Genomic DNA, 20,660 nt, shown 5'->3' with positions numbered 1-20,660 from the left:
AAAAATACTAATTAATGGTTTTTATATCTATTTGAGTCAATAGAATTTTTTTAGTGATTGCTCAAATATAACTGAGCGCTAGTCGTTCGATAATGGATGTATCGAAAAAGCAAAAAAACATGTTGCAAATTATGTCAAAGTTGTTATGCTTGTACTCGAAGTATGAGTTTGGTAACGGATGTTACGCAATGGATTGGTAAAGACGAAAGGTTACATGGCAGTTACTATCTTAATCCCAGTTATGTAAATTATTGTTTTTCATCTTACTGTAATAGAAATTCGCCACACTTGTTTCTGACTAATCTCGGTAGCCAGTTACACATTATATCTTTGAGGATTTGTGACGATACCATTATGAGCACCAGCTAATAATAGCTAGCTTATTACTAAAATTGTAAAGTGGAGATACCCCATGAAAAAACTACTTTTAGCTACAGCAGTTGCTGCCCTATCTGTATCTGCAGCCAATGCCGCTCCTACCGTTTATGGTAAAGCATTCCTAGCCGCTGACTATGAAAACGCTGAATTTGATGCCGCTGGTAACAACATGTATGATGAAGATACAGTGCAGATTAACTCTCATGCTTCACGTATCGGCCTTAAAGGTTCTGAGGCGATGACTGCTAATACTGATGTTATCTATCGTTTAGAGTATGGCACTAGTCTCGATGGGGATAACGCTACCTTCACTAACCGTGATACATATCTTGGTCTAGTAAACAAGCAGTTTGGTGAATTCCGTGTTGGTAAAAACCAATCAAGCTTAGCTCGTATTGACAACGTTGTAGTTAACCAAGGTTATTGGGATAATCTAGGTCAAACTGAAAATGAAAGTGAAGTTGTTAGTGCTCTAAACATGGCGGATAGTAACCGCATCAATAGTTCAGTAATTTGGACTGCACCGAAATACAACAACCTACCTTTAGAGCTTTCTGCAATGTATAGCTCTGATGACCAAAATGGTAATGACGATGCCGGCTTCGGTGTTGCTATGTTATTCGATCAAGGCACTGGTTTCACTGCTGGTATTGCTTATGATAAAGACCAAAACATCAATGGTGATATCATCCGTGGTACCGCAACTGTCGATCTAGGTAAATATATGGCAGCTCCTATCACTCTAGGCGCACTATACCAAGTAGGTGATTACGATTACGGCTCTGAAAAAGAGAAAGGTCTAGTTGTTAGTGCTCAGATGGGTCTAAACAACTTTACTTATCCAGCAGCTGTATATGCACAGTACAACAAAACTGACAACTTAGATGGTCTTAACAACGCTGATTCAGACCAAATCGTTGTTGGTGGTAAATACATGTATAAAGACAATATCATTGCTCATGCCTATGCTGGCGTAAACAGTGCTGATAACGTTCCATACATGAGTACTAGAGGTGATGCAGATGTAGTGGTAGTTGGTACTGGTCTAGAATATTTATTCTAGTATGAACTAGATTCTGATTATAAAAAACTCATCCTTCGGGGTGAGTTTTTTGTTGTGTAGCATTTAAATTATAGAAAAATGTTGATTGCCAACATAAAAACAGAAGAGTTTCTGATAGTTTGCATTTTTGCCCTATATTTTGTGGCGTATTTTTAGTAAAATCCTTCTTTACCAATTACCGAAAGAGTACTATGACCAAGTTTATATTTGTGACCGGTGGGGTAGTGTCCTCACTAGGAAAAGGTATCACCGCAGCATCTCTTGCCGCTATCTTAGAAGCACGTGGCGTGACAGTCACGATGACCAAGATGGATCCGTACATCAATGTCGATCCAGGTACGATGAGCCCATTCCAACATGGCGAAGTTTTCGTTACCGAAGATGGCGCAGAGACAGATTTAGATTTGGGCTACTACGAGCGCTTTTTACGTCATTCAAAGATGAGTAAAAGCAATAACTTTACCAGTGGTCGTATCTACCAAAACGTTTTAAATAAAGAGCGTCGCGGCGAGTATCTCGGCGGTACAGTACAAGTTATCCCGCACATCACTGATGAAATCAAGAGTAAAATCTTGGCCAGTGGTGAGGGTTATGATATCGCTATCATCGAGATTGGTGGTACAGTCGGTGACATCGAGTCACTGCCTTTCATGGAAGCCGTACGCCAAATGCAAGTAGAGCTTGGCCGTAATAGAGCCATGCTGATGCATCTAACGCTAGTACCGTATATTGCTAGTGCTGGTGAGACCAAAACCAAGCCTACCCAACATTCTGTAAAAGAGCTGCGTTCTATTGGTTTGCAGCCTGACATATTGATTTGCCGTTCTGAACATCATATCTCACAAGACAATCGCCGTAAGATTGCGCTATTCACTAATGTGGAAGAGCGTGCAGTCATTATGTGTGAAGATGCCCAAAGTATTTATCAAATACCGCGTACTTTGCATGAGCAAGACCTTGATGACTTGATTTGTGAGCGTTTCGGTATTGATGTACCTGAAGCAGATTTGAGCGATTGGGATAAAGTTGTTGAAGCGCAGCTTAATCCTGAGACGACTGTGACCGTAGCGATGGTTGGCAAGTATGTCGAACTGCCTGATGCTTACAAGTCTATCAATGAAGCATTGCTCCATGCTGGTATCACACATAAAGCAGACGTAAAGATTGATTATATCGATGCCGAGCGTTTGGAAAGTGATGAGGGTTTATTCGCCCAGCTAAATAACGCTGATGCTATCTTAGTACCAGGCGGTTTCGGAGAGCGTGGTACTAATGGCAAAATGAAAGCCATTACTTATGCACGTGAAAACAACGTACCTTATCTAGGCATTTGCCTCGGTATGCAGCTGGCAGTGATTGAGTATGCTCGCAATGTGCTTAATATTGATGCTAACTCTTCTGAGTTTGATCGCAAGACCGCTGAGCCGATCATCGGTCTCATCACTGAGTGGCTAGATGAGCGCGGTGAGCTACAGATTCGTAGTGATGATTCAGATCTTGGTGGTACTATGCGTCTAGGTGCACAGCAAGCCGAATTAGTTGCTGGCAGCAAATTAAGCCAAATCTATGGCGCGAGCAATATTACGGAACGTCATCGTCATCGCTATGAGATGAATAACCGTTATATCGAGCCACTAGAGCAAGCAGGTATGACCATATCTGGTTATTCAGCCAAGCAGCATTTGGTTGAGTCAGTTGAGATTTCTGAGCATCCATGGTTCGTTGCTGTACAGTTCCATCCTGAATTTACTAGCTCGCCACGTGGTGGTCATCCACTATTCAACAGCTTCGTAAAAGCGGCGAAAAACTATAACGAAGCCAGATAGTTCAAACCAAGTCGTTATCAACGCCTGACGTATTTACATGTATAAAAAAGACTGATTTTCGAATCGGTCTTTTTTTGAGCCTATATTTTAGAATTAGAGAGCCTAGCTATGGTGAATATGATTGTTGAGTACGGATAACACCAAACCCAAAAAATATCATTAACCACGTGAAAAGTGATTAGTCTAATAAATGAGGCAGTTGCACTCATTTCTCGGACTATTCTGATTTTTAGGAATGGTATGATTACGCTTGGATACTTTTATTAATTGGGCTATCGGTTACAATATGCGATAGAACCACTGATAACAATAAAGAGGATAGTTGTTTAATGGAAAATTTATTAAAAGCACAATCACATATTCAGCTTAATACGCCTAACAATAACACTATTAATATTGGTAACGATCAGCCGTTTGTATTGCTCGGCGGTATGAATGTTTTGGAATCTAAAGAGTTAGCGTTTGAGATTGTTGAACAGTATATTGATATATGCCAACGTTTGGGCATCGATTATGTCTTCAAGGCCAGTTTTGATAAGGCCAACCGTTCAAGCTTGCACTCTTATCGAGGTCCAGGGCTGGCGAAAGGCATTGACTGGCTTGGCCAAATCAAAGAGAAGTTCCAAGTACCCATCATTACTGACGTTCATGAGCCTCATCAAGCAGCACCTGTCGCTGAAGTGGCTGATATCATTCAGCTGCCTGCATTTTTGTCACGTCAGACTGATTTGGTCCATGCGATGGCGAAGACAGATGCCATTATCAATATTAAAAAAGCCCAGTTTTTAGCACCCCATGAGATGCGCCATATCGTCAATAAATGCTTGGAAGGTGGCAATGACAAACTGATATTGTGTGAGCGCGGCAGTGCTTTTGGTTATAACAATTTGGTCGTCGATATGCTTGGTTTTGATACGATGAAGCAGATGGATATTCCTGTATTCTTTGATGTGACGCATAGCTTGCAACAGCCAGGTGGACGTAGTGATAGTGCAGGTGGTCGCCGCGAGCAAATCACGACGCTTGCACGTTCAGGTATGGCAGCAGGGTTGGCAGGGTTGTTCTTAGAAGCACACCCAAGTCCAGAAACGGCCAAATGTGACGGTCCTTGTGCTCTACGTATGAGTCAGTTAGAGCCATTTTTACGTCAGCTTAAGCAGATTGATGATTTGGTCAAAGGTTTTGAAACGTTAGATACTCATTAGTAGTACTAGCTAATAGGTCGAAGATAGGAGGATAATGTAATGGCGATTCAAACCGCACAAGTAAGTATCGAAAATATCGATGACGCAGCAGGACTCGATAGTGTGATGACGGCATTAAAGAACATTACGGGCGTAACAGCTATCGATTTAGATACTACTCGCCACGTTGCCACCGTGCGTTATGAAGATACCGATACGAGTATCCATGCTCTGACGGCGGCAATCAGTATGGTTGATTATGTTACTCAGCCGTTTCCTATCGATGCACCACAAAACTCACATCATGATGATTAATCTTTGATATCGGGTATTATTCCTCGAATGATCCTCAGCTCGAATGATTCTCAGCTCGAATGATTCTCAGATAGTATCTGCGTATCATTTATTTAAAACAGTATTATATTAATAAATAAAAATAAGGAGTCTCATATGACAGACCAAACTTGTGTTATAAAAATCGACGGCATGACTTGCGGTGGCTGCGTAGCCAGTATATATAACGCTACTGCTGATATTGATGGCCTAGATGATATCAGTATCGAGCTGATAGACAATCAAGCAACCGTTACTTTTGACGATAGTAAAACAAATATAGAAGCCATTGTTTCAGCGATTGATGACGCTGGCTTTGATGCGACTGTCGCTAACTCATAAGTACCGTCTTTCATTTGAAAGAACCAGCTATTAGGGCTGGTTTTTTAATGGTTGAAGAGTAGTGATATTAGGTTGCTTCCCAGATGGCTATAAATGAATTGATTTGAATGGATAGTAACCTTGAATGTTTTTTAATTTAGATTCATCCATCCACTGATATTTTTATGGCTCATCCAATTTTACAAACGCTATAACGAATAAATGCCATACCGAGTTTTTTCTATGAATGATATTACCCGCACCACTAATGACAAATCCTACGATGTTGAAACTGACGTTCAGTCAAATACATCACTTACGCCGCAGCGTGCGCATCTACAACTGGCGATTGATGGTATGACATGTCAGGCTTGTGCCTCACGAATCGAAAAGGTACTTAACAAAAAGCCATCGGTATACGATGTGAGTGTGAATTTTGCAGGTGAGACTGCCAATGTCGATTATGATCCGAGTCAGACCACACCAGAGCAGGTCACGGAATGGGTGAATAAAACTGGTTTTGTGGCTAATTTACAAGTAGGTGAGAGCTTATTTGAGAAAACGGACAAGGATACAGCAACTGAGTATCCTTGGCGCTTAATTGGGCTATGGGTTTGCTTAATCCCATTTTTAGTCGGTATGGCAGGCATGCTGACGGGTTTTGGTATGGCGTGGATGCCACCGGTTTGGATACAGTTCCTCATAGCGACGATTGTGCAATTTGGACTAGCACTGCCATTTTATAAGAGTGCGTGGGCATCGATTAGAGGTGGTCTTGCCAATATGGACGTATTGGTCGTTATCGGTACGGTCACCATTTGGGCATACTCGACTTATCTGTGGCTCACGCATGGCGATGGCACTTTAAATAGTTTGCTGCAAGATGCTAACATGGGCGGTCATGGTACAGATAATAGCCCAGCCGTATATTTTGAAGCAGGAGTGATGGTTATTGCTTTTGTTCGTACGGGTAAGTACTTAGAAGAGCGTACCAAAAAGCATAGTCTTAATAGTATTGATTTACTATTGTCATTGACGCCTGATCAAGTTGAGCAGCAGCAATCGAATGGAGACTTTCATAATGTTGCACTCCAAGATGTACAGGTTGGTGATATTTTGCGCGCTAAGCAAGGTAGCCGAGTAGCCACCGACGGCATGGTTATAAGTGGTAGTGGCTGGTGTGTGGAGAGTCATTTAACGGGTGAGTCCGTACCGCTCAAAAAAGAAGAGGGCGATGGTCTACTAGCGGGTGCTCTAGTCGAAAATGGCAGCTTACTATATCGCGTCAGTGCTAAAGGTAGCGATACCAAGCTAGGTGATATGGTACAAGCACTCAGCGATGCACAAGGCTCAAAAGCCAATTTAGCGCGTCTGGCTGATAGAGTGACAGCTATTTTTGTTCCTATTGTGGTTACGATTGCATTGGTTACTTTTATCGTCACGTGGTGGCTGACAGGTATGGTGGATACAGCACTAATGCACGCCGTATCTGTATTGGTTATCGCATGCCCTTGTGCGCTTGGCTTGGCCACACCCGCTGCAATTATGGCGGGTATGGGCGTTGCTGCTCGTCATGGTGTTTGGTTCAAGGATGCACAAAGCCTCGAAGCAGCAGGCGACATCGATACCGTTGTCTTGGATAAGACGGGCACACTGACCATTGGCAAACCGACTATCGTCGATCATGTCATGGTGGACAAATCGCTTGCTGTTGATGACGTCTTGCAGATTGCCGCGAGCGTTGAGGCGCATGCCAGTCATCCACTAGCAACTGCTCTAGTCAACACTGCAAAAAACCGCAATTTGCCATTAATGAATGTTACTGATATCAGCGTGATAAAAGGCGCAGGTATACAAGCAAACATTGACGGACTTGGGCTTATCAAGGTTGGTACAGCAGAGTTTGCTAACTTGACGCTGCCAAAGTTTATGCCAAAAGCATGGCAAGTGGCCAGTACGGTTGCAGTTAGTATTAATGACGAACCTTTAGGCGCTTTTGCTTTAGCGGATGACCTAAAAGCGGATACTCCACAAGCGATTACTGCACTACAGGATGCAGGCATTAATGTGATTTTGATGAGTGGTGACAAGCAGTCCGTCGTCGATTATGTCGCAGGGAAACTGGGTATCAAGGCTGCTTATGGCAAAATGAGTCCGAGAGATAAGGCGAGCCAGATTGCTAAATTACAAACAGCGGGTCATAAAGTTGCCATGGCAGGTGATGGTGTCAATGATGCACCAGCGATGGCAACTGCCGATGCCAGTTTTGCCATGTTTGAAGGGACAGATGTTGCCCAGCACAGTGCTTCTGCACGATTGATGGGTGAGTCATTGATGCATATCGATGCGGCACAAAAAATAGCTCAAGCAACACTGCGTAATATTAAGCAAAATTTGTTTTTTGCCTTCATTTATAATTGCATTGGCATTCCACTCGCTGCTTTTGGGTTTTTAAATCCTATGATTGCAGCTGCTGCCATGGCGCTTAGCTCCATCTCAGTATTAATGAATGCACTGCGATTGACACGATTTCAGACAGAGGTTGAGCTGGATAATACAGTCTCAAACACCAATATTAAAGCAGAGCAGCTGTCTAAAGCATAGGCATTCATTCGCTTTTTACATCGTCATAGATAAAACGATTCGATAACGGCTGACATTGCTGCTCATATTTAATTTTATGAGCGCAAGTTGGTGTAAGATAAGGGAAGTTTGGCAAAATTTATGCTATGATGCCAAGCACTATAGCCAGCTATCGATACGCCAAATAAACCTTTAATCGTACTTAGAATTGACCGATTTTACAAATAGGCAAAGCTGTTTTAGGCGCACGTGCTATACGATAATTTGCTTTATCTTTTTTGTATTCTAGTTGCCGTTATTTACCCCATAAACTTGGCATGACCAAAGGAATTAACAGACATTATGTACGCTGAAGAAACCAACAACGTCACCGCAATTAAAGACATTCGCGCTCGTGAGATTTTAGACTCACGCGGTAACCCAACGATTGAAGCCGATGTTATCTTGGCTGATGGTACAATTGGCCGTGCTGCTGCACCAAGTGGCGCGTCAACTGGCTCACGTGAAGCGCTTGAGCTGCGTGATGGCGACAAAGATCGCTACATGGGTAAAGGCGTGAAAAAAGCCGTTGCCAATGTAAATAGCCAAATCCGTAGCGCTTTGATGGACAAAGACGTTACAGAGCAGCAAGGCATTGATGATGCAATGATTGCGCTAGACGGTACAGAAAACAAAGACAGCCTTGGTGCCAACGCTATGCTAGCGGTGTCACTTGCCACTGCTAAAGCGGCTGCCAAATCAAAGAATTTGCCATTACACCAGTATATTGCCAACTTGCGCAATCAGACGTCGCTTACGATGCCTGTGCCAATGATGAATATCTTAAACGGTGGTGAGCATGCAGATAATACTGTAGATATCCAAGAGTTCATGATTGAGCCAGTTGGATTTACGAGCTTCTCAGAAGCATTGCGTGCTGGTACGGAGATTTTCCACAGCTTAAAATCTGTCCTAAAATCACAAGGCTTGAATACAGCGGTCGGTGATGAAGGCGGTTTTGCACCAAACCTACGCAGCAACGAAGAAGCCATCACTGTCATTATGCAAGCGATTGAGCAAGTCGGCTATAAAGCTGGTGAAGACATTCATCTTGCGTTAGATTGTGCGGCAAGTGAGTTCTATAAAAATGGTCAGTATATCTTGGCAGGCGAAGGTAATAAGTCTTTTGATAGCCAAGGTTTTTCAGACTATCTAGTTGGTTTGGCACGTCAATATCCTATTATCTCTATCGAAGATGGTCTTGATGAGTCAGATTGGGATGGTTGGAAGTATTTGACTGAGCAAATTGGTGATAAAGTTCAATTGGTCGGCGATGATTTATTCGTAACCAATCCTGCTATCTTGCAAGAAGGCATCGATAAGAAAATTGCCAACGCGATTTTGATCAAGTTTAACCAGATTGGTACTTTATCAGAAACGCTAGATGCGATTTATCTGGCGAAGAAAAATGGTTATGCGACGATTATTTCGCATCGTTCAGGTGAAACTGAAGACAGTACTATTGCAGATTTAGCGGTTGGTACTGCTGCTGGTCAGATCAAGACTGGCTCGCTATGCCGCTCAGATCGCGTCGCAAAATACAATCAACTGCTTCGTATCGAGCAGCAAGTACGTGCAAGCTATCGTGGCCGTGAAGAGTTCATCGGTCTACGTGGTTAATAAGTCCAAGTTGATCAGGACTTAACGTTAAAGCTGGGCAGTATGTAATCATTATTGTGTTTATATATTGCCTAGCTGCTTTAGCTAATTTTTACTATATCTCTGTCGTTTGGCGTTATCCTATTATGAAATATTTTAGCCAATTTATGTTACTTGCGTTAGCCGTTGCTGTCCTGTTAGGGCTGCAATATCAGTATTGGCTAGGCGAAAATGGTCGTTTCGAGCACAACGAACTGATGACTCAGACAGAAGAGCAACAGCGCTTGAATGAGAGCCAAGTAGCAGCAAATAATTTATTACGTACCGACGTATATGATTTAAAAAATGGTCTTGAAGCAGTAGAAGAGCATGCTCGTTTAGATTTGGGTCTGATTAAACCAAACGAGACGTTTGTGCAAGTATCTACGGCACCTACTACACACAGCAGTCAGTAATCATTCTTAATTTTCGAAAAAATACTATCTATTAGTATCTAGAATAGATATTCGGTTCACCTCAATCTCTTTACCTCTCTTAGCACTTACTTTTCCTTAGCCATATTGTCATGGGTCTCAACCATGAGAACTGCTTGATGAGTACTATCTTATGAATACCACACCTCGTATACATGCCATGATCGTCGCTGCTGGTCGCGGTAGTCGTTTTGGTGCATCTGTTGCCAAGCAATACACGATGCTACAAGGACAGACACTGCTACAGCATAGTGTGGCAAGGCTCGCCTGTAATGATTATATTGATAAGTGCTTGCTGGTGATTGCAGCAGATGACATCACTGCTCAAACACTCGATTTCGCACTTCCTATAGATTATGTCATTGGCGGCGCTGAGCGTTGGCAGTCAGTACAGGCAGGTGTAGAGGTAATCAGTCACTCAGGTGCTGACGATTCAGACCTAGTGTTGATTCATGATGCTGCGCGTCCTACTGTACCCAGTAATGATATTGATCAAGTTGTCGAAGCGGCGATGACAGAGCCTTATGGCGCTATCCTAGCAACACCTGTGGCTGATACGCTAAAAGAGTCGTACGTCTATTCTACTGCCCAATCTGAGCTTACGAATGAGACTATTATTAGTAACCATAACCACGCACATTCTTATGCTAAACGCACTATCGACCGCAGTAATATGTGGCAAGCTCAAACCCCACAAGTATTTCGATTAGGTGAGTTGAAGAGGGTATTGGCTTATGTTCTTACCCATAACCTTTCTATCACGGATGAAGCCAGTGCCTTTGAATACTTAGATTTCCCTATTCGTCTAGTGACTGGCAGTCGCCAAAACATAAAGCTCACTTATCCAGACGATGCTATCTTACTTGCAGCTATTCTGACTGCACAATCGTAATTATCCTAAAGTATCTCCAATAGCTGTTTCTTATTAGTTTGCTACTACCTGTATCGTATCGAATACGTCTATTTAATAGAGATGTAGGTGTGCTTATATCTCACATATTTCAGCCAGCACCTATTTTAAAATAAAAACATAGGCTACTTCATTCATTTGAAGTCTTCTCAATTATGAAGAACAAACAGTATTGTCAAACATAGATTGCTTTGATGACCAAACTAGCCTATGATGTAACCAACTTAATACAATTAATATAAACATTTATAAAATCAATAATATACCAGACCAATTTGATGCTTCTAAAAGTCTTGTCTCTATGTTTTTTCTAAAGTTAGTATGGTTGTTTTAGCTCCATTTATCTAAAAATAGGGAGAATCGAATTGTCAAAAATTAATGATTCGACAAATCCAGTCACAATAGATCTCTGCCAGCTTGTATATATCAGCCAAATCACGTCGACTGGTCTGTCAGGCTCTAGTACGCTTAATGACATTTCAGAGATTTCGATTGAGCAGAACCAAGCCGATAACGTCACAGGTATTCTTTGCTATGGCAATGGTTACTTCTTACAGTGTGTAGAAGGGTCAGAACAAGCGCTCACTAATTTAAAAAATCGATTGCTAGTAGATGACCGTCATAAAGAACTAAAAATTCTAGATTTTTCACAAATCTCCCAACGCCGTTTTACGAATTGGTCTCTACGTTCTGTCACACTTGAACGCTGGATGACAAAAGAGCCTGAGCTGAAAAACTTTATGCCGTTTAAGCCTTACGACTGGGATTCTAGTGAATGGCCAAGGTTTGTAAATATCCTACAAGGGTATTATGAGGAACAGGCAAGAACAGGTAATATAGATACACCACCTATTAAGTACAGTACATTAGGGGTGACCTTAAGTAAGGTGGTCGGTCAGCATCAAGCATTCTTTTTGATTCAAACTGTACTTGGTGTGATGGTTATCATGACATTGTTATGGTTGATGTTATCAGATAAAATCTGGTAAATTTTATAAAGAAATCGTATTCGATCTAAAAAAGCCAACAGTCAATGTTGGCTTTTTTGTCAGTAAATTTTCGATAAAACTTTTAATATAGATGCAGCAGCAAATCAAGTTGCGTATTCATAGTACACATTACTAGCTGCATTAAATTAATAGTGATAGAGGTTTGAAGATCTTAGGTATCGTCTTTTTGAGACAGTTAAATGCACGCATAAAAAAAATCCCAATCACGATGTGATTGGGATTTTCGATGGTACGCTTGTTAGTCTTAATAGATGCTTTGCAGCAAACTTGCTAACGAGTGACGCCAAATAGTGGCGTCCCCAGGGGGATTCGAACCCCCGTTACCGCCGTGAAAGGGCGGTGTCCTAGGCCTCTAGACGATGGGGACTAGTAACACAACACCTCAGCTGCTTTCACCATTTATGCCGAAGTGGTGCGTATTCTAATGGTGTCTGCGCTTGCTGTCAAGCCTTTTTCTTCGTCTTTTTAAAATTAAGTATCTTTTTTTAATTGCACGGCGAGGATGTAAGTCTTTACGCTTTAAATGATAGCGAATCCACAAAGAAGTACAAGCGCTAATCGTCAAAGCTAGCAGCATATAGCCTATGATTGTTCCCCATAATTTGAGTTGTGGATCCATGATAAAGTCCCTCCTATCAAGCCTTATAGTATGAGCAATGTCATGCTATGAGGTAGTGTGGGCAACTTAAACCATCTACAGGATACGACAACACCGTTTCAGAGTGCATACTTACAGGTCGTCGACTCGTTTGTTACTTTTGAATGATGGCCATACCATATTCAATAATTAAACGAGAGGCTTGTTTATCATGATATCAATCATATCCCTATTGATTGTAAAATCAAGATGCCAAAGTCATCAAGTATTAAAAGTAGCACTATTAGGAGACATGGGCAATATAGGATATGTGGCTTATTTATTATCGCTGTTAGGTAACTCATCTTTATTTGCTTCATCATGCATTGCATTAGCCAACATGGGGTAATGGTTAAGAATATGACAAAACAGCTCAGCAGTCTTTTGCGTATCATATAGCGCTGAGTGAGCGTCTTTACCATCAAAATCTAGCCCTGCTGCCTTACAAGCCCGCGCCAGTACCGTCTGACCAAATGCGAGTGCTGATAGCGTGACGGTATCAAAAACTGAAAAGTTATGGAACGGATTGTGGCTCTTGTTATTGGTACGTAGCACAGCGGCATTCAAAAATGCCAAGTCAAAATGGGCATTGTGTCCGATCAATACACATTGACGGCAGTCTTCCTCACGGCGTACTTCTTTTAAACCCTTAAAAATCCGGCGTAGGGCAGTTTTTTCGTCTTCGGCAATAGCTTTACGCAGTGGGTTTTTAGGATCAATCCCTGTAAAGGCGAGGGCGCTTGGCTCTAGGTTTGCCCCTTCAAAAGGTTCGATATGCGCATTGAAAGCCTCACCAGGATAAAACACACCTTGCTCATTAAGTAGCACAGGAATACAGGCAATTTCTAGTAAAGCATCAGTTTGTGCATTAAAACCAGCTGTCTCAACATCGACGACCACAGGTAAAAACTTACGAAAGCGATCTTTTAAGCGTATTGGTGCTTGTTCATCTGTCACGGTATTGTCAGGCAAGGTAGCATCGTTTTGAGTGGTCATATCAGGTAAAATCGCTTTTATCAGTCGTACTGTTATATTGAATTAAAAATAAGTATGTGATGATATCTGTCACACCGCCTAAGATAGGGATATGACAGATATTATAGAATAAAATATAGAGGGCTTTATGTCAGGCATGTCATCAATTGGTTCACTTAGCACTTAGCACTTAGTAATCTTAAGTTTTACAATCTAAATGATGACATACCTTAGCGTGCTCTAGTCTCTAAGAGACCATGGTAGGGTTTCACCTGCCATAAGCGGGGTGAGAGAGCTACCATCGAAGTAAGGATAAGCGATAGGCACTTGCATAGGCGTATTGACAAGCGTAATCGTACTCTCATTTAATGGCATGCCGTAGAACTGGGCACCAAAACGACTGGCAAAACCTTCTAGCTTGTCTATTTTGCCAACGCTATCAAAAGCAGTGGCATACAGTGGCAAGGCAGTCGCAGCGCTATAACAACCGGCACAACCACAAGCAGCTTCTTTTTTATCCGTCGCGTGCGGAGCAGAGTCAGTACCTAAGAAGAACTTTGGATTGCCACTAGTCGCGACATCTAATAGTACTTTTTGATGGCTTTCACGCTTCAGGATAGGTAAGCAATAAAAATGCGGTTTAATACCACCGACCAATAGATGATTACGGTTAAACATCAAATGCTGCGGTGTAATAGTGGCGGCAACGTGATTGCCTTGGGCCAATACAAAGTCCGCAGCATCACTGGTAGTGATATGCTCGACTACGATTTTCAACGTAGGGAACTTTACGATAATTTGTGCCAACACTTCATCTAAAAAGCGCTTTTCACGATCGAAAATATCAATATGGTCTTGAGTGACCTCACCATGTATTAATAATGGCAAGTCGTATTTTTCTAGTGCTTCAAAGACATCGACACAAGCATTGATATTGGTGACGCCGTCAGCAGAGTTGGTGGTTGCTCCAGCAGGATAGAGCTTAACGGCCTGTACGATACCTGATTTTGCTGCCATCTCGATGTCTTGTGCAGTCGTTTTATCCGTCAGGTATAAGGTCATACGGGGGTCGAACGCCGTTTTGCGTTCTGCGCTCAAGCTACTAGCTTCTAGATGTGACATGATACGCGCACGGTAAGCACGTGCATCGTCGACATTCTTGACGGGCGGCACTAGGTTTGGCATGCAAATCACACGATTAAAGCTATTTGCGGCATGCGGTACTGTCGTACTCAATGCTATGCTATCACGCAAGTGGATATGCCAGTCGTCTGGTTGAAGGATGGTCAACTCTCTAATCGAATCAGTCATAATGTCGTAGCGCTCTGTGTCGTCATATATGGGAATAAAACGGAGTGGTGTTATGTGGCTATCATAACAGATTTGCCCACTTGACTAAATATGCGACTAACGCTCTGTACATAATTCATTGGTTGTACTGTAGAAGGTTTTGAGTATTTTGCTACCATTCTATGGCGAATAATGATTTTTGGATGTATAAAATGGTCTGGTTTATCATGATTAGATAACAATCTCATAGAGATAGCTTATATCCATTGGCTCACCATTCAACCAAAAGCTCACTCCTTGTGGCCGTGGCACTTTTGCCTATAGTAAATATGATGTACACTGAGTAAGTAGTTTACCTTTCGATTGAATCTTAGCGCTTTTACCAAAATTAAATTCTCATAATAGGAGTTATTCATGGCTCAACTTGATCCGAAAAATATTAATAAAATCGTATTGGCATATTCAGGTGGTCTTGATACCTCAATCATCGCTAAATGGCTGCAAGAGACTTATGATGCAGAGGTTATTACCTTTACCGCAGATATTGGTCAAGGCGAAGAAGTTGAGCCAGCACGCGCCAAAGCAGAAGCCATGGGTATCAAACATATCCATATCGAAGACTTGCGCGAAGAGTTTGCCCGTGACTACGTATTCCCAATGTTCCGTGCCAATGCTATCTATGAAGGCGAGTATTTGCTCGGTACTTCTATTGCACGCCCGCTAATCGCGAAGCGTTTGGTTGAGATTGCTAAAGAGCACAACGCCGATGCCATTAGCCATGGTGCTACTGGTAAAGGGAATGACCAAGTACGTTTTGAGCTGGGTGCTGTCGCCTTGTCACCAGACGTAGTGACCATTGCTCCTTGGCGTGAGTGGGACTTGTCTAGCCGTGAAAGCTTGATGGAATATGCGAAAGAGCACAACATTGCGATTGACTATGCAGGTAACAAGAAAAAATCTCCATACTCAATGGATGCTAACCTGCTACATATCTCTTATGAAGGCGGAATCCTAGAAGATCCATATGCTGAAGCAGAAGATGATATGTGGCGCTGGTCAGTCAGCCCAGAAGAAGCGCCTGACGAAGCACAGTATCTAGAGCTAGAGTATCAAAAAGGCGACATCGTTGCTATCGATGGCGAAGCACTCAAGCCTTTCGAAATCATGATCAAGCTCAATGAGATTGGCGGTAAGCATGGTATCGGACGTCTAGATATCGTAGAAAACCGTTATGTTGGCATGAAGTCACGTGGTTGCTATGAGACGCCAGCGGGTACGATTATGCTAAAAGCGCATCGCGGTATTGAGTCATTGACCTTAGACCGTGAAGCCGCGCATCTAAAAGATGAGCTAATGCCACGCTATGCTAAAACTATCTACAACGGTTACTGGTTCAGTCCTGAGCGTATGATGTTGCAAGCGTTGATTGACAAATCACAAGAATACGTCAACGGTACGGTTCGTGTGAAGCTATATAAAGGTGCAGTGAGCGTGGTTGGACGTAAATCTGACGATTCATTATTTGACGAAAAAATCGCCACTTTTGAAGATGATGCAGGCGCTTATGATCAAAAAGATGCAGAAGGCTTTATCCGTCTTAATGGTCTACGTCTAGCTATCGAAGCCAGCCGTGGTCGCGATTTATCGAAGTAAGATTGTTAGATTACTCGTAATCAATTAGAAAATTAAATCGCACAAAAAAGAGGCCTTACAAATAGGGCCTCTTTTTTATTGCTGATAGCTTGTGATTAAATACTTATGACAACAGCTACGTTTAAATGGTTGTTTGCGTCTACTCAGCTTCAGCTGTTTCTGTAACCTCTTCATCATCTACCATCACGATTGCGACATCCTGCTGCTGGCGTTCTTCGAGAGTCTTTTGTTCTAATAACACTTCTTCTGTTGCCAACATAGCACCGTCAGACTTTTGCATCTGATATTTGAGGGTTGCCAATCCACCCAGTATACTAATGACCAGAATGATAATGATAATGACGGGGTTTTTCCAAAGCGGCGTGGCGGCTTCGTATTCAATCGGTTTTTCACTGATCGTTGCGGGCGTGTTGTCGCTATTGCCACCGATGAGTCCCAAGCTAACCAAAGGTGGTTTGGGCGGGGTAGCAGGTTCAGAATTTACGCGTAGTCGATTGCGACTTAGATAGATATCTGATATTTTTGCGAGTTGTAATAACCAACGTTGATGTGGCAGTGCAATATCATGCATTTCTGCAAACACCAGCATGTCGTTATGGCGTCCTTGTTGCAAGTTGTCAGGTGAGCGGCCAATGGCTTTTAGATAGTTACCTGTGGCCATTTGCATGTCTTGTACAGGCTCATAGTTTTCAGGTTTGAATGCCGTAAGCTCGTACCAGTAAGGATCGAAAGGTGGTGGGTTGTTTGATAGTTGTTCAGTACTTAATAAGCCAACCTCTGATGGACTTTCTGTTCCTGTATCTACCGTATTTTCGGCTGCTATCGCGGGCGCTTCGTTGCTGTTGGCCAGTTCAGCTGATAGCGTTTCTGGTTCACTGGCTGCGAAACGCGCTAATGACAAAAACTGTGGTTGTAGCGCAAACCATTTATTAATCTCGTTATTATCAAGTTGACTGTATTCTGCCAATATAGCCAGCTCACGGAGTACAACCACGCATAAAGAGGTCAGAAAAATTTGAACTTGTTGCGTCGTTGCGTTAATTTGACTGGCAATACGATCGCTCGCTTTTATGACCCGAGCATTATCAGAAAATATGGCATCTGCCGCATCGTGACGATGATATAACGTCGCACTAATGGTTGCAAAGTTCATAGAGTTATACTGTCGTAACTCTTTGACAGCACCACGCCCAAACAGTTTTTTACTCACTGACTGACCATCGTAACGCTGTTGGTAAGCGAGAAGGGCACTAATAATTGCCTGCAAACTGGCATCCATTGCTAAGCGGGCTTGTGGTAATGAAAGCTTTGCGGCATCTGCCAATAATGACACCATCGGTATGGTATCTTGATATAGAAAATCATACATCGACACACGTGTCGGTGAAATAGTCGTCATAATCTGCTAGCATCAAAAAGTGTGCCCCTATATTACGGTGCCCAATGCCTTGATACAATCCCTTGATAATAGAAATTTTCAATCATTTTACGAGGACGTGTTGAATAATCCGAATATAGTCACTGTGAGTGACCTAGTTGGAAGTTTAATATGTCCTAATTGCCCTAACGGTATTTTTACGAATGACTGATAGTTGGAAGCATTTATGAAAAACAGCAATAATCTTGATATACAGATAGTTATTAACATCGCTCAGCAATATTTAACAGTACACCAGCAGAATAAAGAAATAGTACGATACTCGATATCGACTGCTAAAAATGGCATTGGCAGTCAGCAAGATAGTGGCTGTACACCGCTTGGCAAACATGTCATTGCCGAAAAAATAGGGGGTAGTGTCCCTAGCAATGCTGTGTTTATAGGTCGCGTGCCCACAGGTGAGATATATGATGCGGAACTCGGTAAGTCTCATCCTGAGCGCGATTGGATATTGAGCCGTATCCTTTGGCTCAGCGGTCTGGAAGAAGGCGTGAACAAAGGAGCTAATAGCCAAGGTGGTTGCGATACTTACCAGCGTTATATCTATATACACGGCACATCAGATACCGAGCCAATGGGCGCACCATTTTCGCATGGCTGTATACGTATGCGTAATGCAGATATCATTCAGCTATTTGAGCAGGTAAACGAGGGTACGTTTGTGACTATTACAGCTGAATAGTATAGTCAATCCTCTATAAATTGGATACTGTGTCAGTCTCGCTTAGTCTACTATTTGTAGTACTTTCACTCGTCTTCCTTGTATCCAAACTATATTGAACCGACTATGCTATAAATGGATGAAACAGAATGATAATACAAATATATTGATTAAATCATCTATCGTAATTTTCTTGAATCAGACATTATAAAAAAGACAGCCCTCATAAAGTGAGCTGTCTTTTTTATTTTACGTTTTTGCTATTTTACGATGAATATTTTACCAAAATATCGAACGATCTCTCACTTTGGCCAAGCATTTGTCGCTGCGTTTCGCGTCATTTTTGAGTACGGCTGCAAACCAGCCTGCACCATATAGTGCATTATTATCTACAGCTGATTTTAACTGATAACGCTGTTGATATTGTGCATAACCGTGATATTTCTCTAATGGTTTTTGCGCTTTGAGCAAACACTTTAGCTGGCGTTCGGTGCGTTTTTTAGAGCCTTTCTTACTTAATAGAGGCGCAAAAAACTCAGTGATGTAGCGCAAATCTGTTAGCTGATGCAATTCAAAGTCTGCTTGGTCATCAGTATCAAGGTTTGAGTTCGTACTTTCTAAATCAACATCTTCTAAATCAACATCTTCTAAATCAATATTTTTTAAATCAATGTCTTCTAAATCCATACTATCGCTTTCAACATTGTTTCTCTCACCAAGCTCTTCATCGGTATGGAGTAGCTTTTCATATTGTTTGGATAAGACTTTTACAATTTTATCGGTAGCAAGCTTATTACTTTGAGGCTCAAGGGTTGGATCACTCATAGTAAAGGAAATGAGTTCTAATAAGGTCAGCTGAAAATCAGGGACGCTAATGGCATCAATAGGCTTGGTTTTGAGAGCGTCAATATCCATCGTCCAGTTAGTCTCAGGCGCGCCATATTCTTGCAGCTTAGGATCGATATGATTTGCTAGATAATCCAGCTCCTGATAATCATCAATAAAGGTAGCCGTTTGGTTTAGTATTGGCTGCCAATCAGGATTGATTTCATCAGAGAAGCTAGCAAACGCATCTAGGGCAGTCAGTAAGCGGCGAATACCTATCTGTGATTGTAAGATATGGTCACTGTCAGTGCTACCCGCCACGATAGCACTGCTGTTCGGTAGTATTTGTAGTAGACAGTTATGTACGGCAGCCCTCACAAAAGCAGGCATGCTAGTTTTTTTATTGATGTTTAGCTGGCTAAGATCAGCATTAACTGCTGGGCTATGATTTTGTCCGTTGATGAGCAATCCACCACGTTCAGCTTTGGTTACAGTAGATAAGCATAGCTTATAGCGCTGACACCAAGTTTTGGCTGTCATAAACAGAAAGTCTAAATCTCCTGATATGAGCTCGAATTCTATCTCTTGAATGACTTCTCGCTGAGCATTATCATTACCATGAACAATCTCTCCATGATCGTAGGCTATCTCAATGCTATTGTTTATTTGATCGCTACTGTCTTCTACTAGCAATCGAGTGGTGCGCTGTACATCAGTAACATATAGCCGTGTCAGTGTTTTTGCCAGCTTTTTGAGCTTAAATTTAGACAATGCAGGAGCGATTGGAGTGTCTTTATAAATGGTCAAATCAGGCATGAGGGAGTTGGCATCGAGCATTGCTTGTACTTGTTCATTATCTAATACCGCATTGTGCTCTAAGCGTGCGGCAATACCATCGCCGCCAGCTTTGATTGTCTGTACCCACGATTCGCCTTCTTTACGAATACGCAAGCCGATACCTGCTTTCGCTAGTTGTTGGTCAGGCGTATCGTAATAATGGGCAGCCAGTTGCGTCAGCTGTGAGGATTTGACTTGAGCTTGACGCATCAAGCCTTTTAGCCGTGATTCTGGCACCAAAAACTTCAGTTCTATCTCTTGCATGGTGGCTCCCAATTATTTTGATAAATGTTAAGTGAGTACTTTAGTCAGTCTATAGTCGGCTCAATATAATTTGGATACAAGGAAGTCGAGTGAAAGTACTACACATCTGTACTCGGCTACTTGGTACTTTTTTAGATTGAATCAACTCTATCGTATGAAAGCTATCATCTAATAACAAGTAATATTCTATAGAACTGCCTAGAGCGTGTCATCAATTAGCACATTAATACATTTAGTGGTCTTAAAATGGCTAAATTTTGCTAAACATCGTCAGTAATTTTGTCAATATGTTCATATTAACGGCAATTCCTTCCTTGTTTATCTACAATTTTTCTCATTTTAAGCCTCACAATCTAATTGA

Annotated in this window: 17 protein-coding genes and 1 tRNA gene; 12 read left to right on the top strand and 6 right to left on the bottom strand. The window is 42.0% G+C overall.

What is annotated here, in order from left to right; translation table 11 throughout:
• Positions 1-412: 412 nt before the first annotated feature.
• The 10 genes from ACZW67_RS12105 (at position 413) to ACZW67_RS12060 (ending at position 11,698) form a co-directional block, all read left to right on the top strand.
• Positions 413-1,441 carry a porin gene (locus ACZW67_RS12105; protein WP_465183451.1) on the top strand — a complete coding sequence of 343 codons (1,029 nt, stop codon included), beginning with the start codon at positions 413-415 and terminating at the stop codon, positions 1,439-1,441.
• Positions 1,442-1,632: 191 nt separating this feature from the next.
• Positions 1,633-3,267, top strand: coding sequence for a CTP synthase (locus ACZW67_RS12100; protein WP_465183450.1), 1,635 nt, complete (start codon positions 1,633-1,635; stop codon positions 3,265-3,267).
• Positions 3,268-3,596: 329 nt separating this feature from the next.
• Positions 3,597-4,472 carry a 3-deoxy-8-phosphooctulonate synthase gene (kdsA, locus tag ACZW67_RS12095; protein ID WP_465183449.1) on the top strand — a complete coding sequence of 292 codons (876 nt, stop codon included), beginning with the start codon at positions 3,597-3,599 and terminating at the stop codon, positions 4,470-4,472.
• A gap of 39 nt (positions 4,473-4,511) precedes the next feature.
• Positions 4,512-4,766 (top strand): heavy-metal-associated domain-containing protein, encoded by a 255-nt coding sequence (locus tag ACZW67_RS12090; RefSeq protein WP_465183448.1) that lies wholly within the window; start codon positions 4,512-4,514, stop codon positions 4,764-4,766.
• Between the two features lie 135 nt (positions 4,767-4,901).
• Positions 4,902-5,126: a heavy-metal-associated domain-containing protein gene (locus ACZW67_RS12085; protein ID WP_465183447.1), complete on the top strand. Its 225-nt coding sequence runs from the start codon at positions 4,902-4,904 to the stop codon at positions 5,124-5,126.
• A gap of 222 nt (positions 5,127-5,348) precedes the next feature.
• Positions 5,349-7,709, top strand: coding sequence for a heavy metal translocating P-type ATPase (locus ACZW67_RS12080; protein ID WP_465183446.1), 2,361 nt, complete (start codon positions 5,349-5,351; stop codon positions 7,707-7,709).
• A 321-nt stretch (positions 7,710-8,030) separates the two neighbouring features.
• Entirely contained in the window at positions 8,031-9,347 is a 1,317-nt protein-coding gene (gene eno, locus ACZW67_RS12075; protein WP_194197807.1) for a phosphopyruvate hydratase, read from the top strand.
• A 125-nt stretch (positions 9,348-9,472) separates the two neighbouring features.
• Positions 9,473-9,781, top strand: a complete 309-nt coding sequence (locus ACZW67_RS12070) for an FtsB family cell division protein (protein ID WP_110923142.1) — start codon at positions 9,473-9,475, stop codon at positions 9,779-9,781.
• Positions 9,782-9,932: 151 nt separating this feature from the next.
• Complete coding sequence (gene ispD, locus ACZW67_RS12065; protein ID WP_465183445.1) at positions 9,933-10,691, top strand: 2-C-methyl-D-erythritol 4-phosphate cytidylyltransferase; 759 nt, start codon at positions 9,933-9,935, stop codon at positions 10,689-10,691.
• 383 nt (positions 10,692-11,074) lie between these two features.
• On the top strand, positions 11,075-11,698 hold the full coding sequence (locus tag ACZW67_RS12060; protein ID WP_201550181.1) for a BLUF domain-containing protein: 624 nt from the start codon (positions 11,075-11,077) through the stop codon (positions 11,696-11,698).
• Between the two features lie 312 nt (positions 11,699-12,010).
• Here the strand turns inward: ACZW67_RS12060 and ACZW67_RS12055 are convergent.
• From ACZW67_RS12055 to pyrC, 4 genes are all read right to left on the bottom strand, one after another.
• Positions 12,011-12,086, bottom strand: a tRNA-Glu gene (locus ACZW67_RS12055).
• 54 nt (positions 12,087-12,140) lie between these two features.
• A complete protein-coding gene (locus ACZW67_RS12050) occupies positions 12,141-12,338 on the bottom strand; it encodes a hypothetical protein (protein ID WP_197102895.1) in 198 nt (65 codons plus the stop codon).
• Between the two features lie 294 nt (positions 12,339-12,632).
• Positions 12,633-13,352 (bottom strand): ribonuclease T, encoded by a 720-nt coding sequence (gene rnt, locus ACZW67_RS12045; protein ID WP_201591889.1) that lies wholly within the window; start codon positions 13,350-13,352, stop codon positions 12,633-12,635.
• A 219-nt stretch (positions 13,353-13,571) separates the two neighbouring features.
• Positions 13,572-14,642, bottom strand: a complete 1,071-nt coding sequence (gene pyrC, locus ACZW67_RS12040) for a dihydroorotase (RefSeq protein WP_465183444.1) — start codon at positions 14,640-14,642, stop codon at positions 13,572-13,574.
• A gap of 393 nt (positions 14,643-15,035) precedes the next feature.
• Here pyrC and ACZW67_RS12035 point away from each other — a divergent pair, with 393 nt between their 5' ends.
• On the top strand, positions 15,036-16,274 hold the full coding sequence (locus ACZW67_RS12035) for an argininosuccinate synthase (RefSeq protein WP_110923137.1): 1,239 nt from the start codon (positions 15,036-15,038) through the stop codon (positions 16,272-16,274).
• Positions 16,275-16,413: 139 nt separating this feature from the next.
• Here the strand turns inward: ACZW67_RS12035 and ACZW67_RS12030 are convergent, their stop codons facing one another.
• A complete protein-coding gene (locus ACZW67_RS12030) occupies positions 16,414-17,673 on the bottom strand; it encodes a hypothetical protein (RefSeq protein WP_465183443.1) in 1,260 nt (419 codons plus the stop codon).
• Positions 17,674-17,878: 205 nt separating this feature from the next.
• Between ACZW67_RS12030 and ACZW67_RS12025 the strand changes: the two genes are divergently transcribed.
• Positions 17,879-18,394, top strand: a complete 516-nt coding sequence (locus ACZW67_RS12025) for a L,D-transpeptidase family protein (protein ID WP_465183442.1) — start codon at positions 17,879-17,881, stop codon at positions 18,392-18,394.
• Positions 18,395-18,652: 258 nt separating this feature from the next.
• On the opposite strand, the gene ACZW67_RS12020 is transcribed toward ACZW67_RS12025, so the two are convergent.
• Positions 18,653-20,299 carry a CYTH and CHAD domain-containing protein gene (locus ACZW67_RS12020; protein ID WP_465183441.1) on the bottom strand — a complete coding sequence of 549 codons (1,647 nt, stop codon included), beginning with the start codon at positions 20,297-20,299 and terminating at the stop codon, positions 18,653-18,655.
• Positions 20,300-20,660: the final 361 nt, after the last annotated feature.

This window comes from Psychrobacter sp. TPE 89C (genome assembly GCF_055522395.1).
Note: the sequence above shows the minus strand (reverse complement) of the source record. Positions and strands in the feature narration are given on the sequence as shown.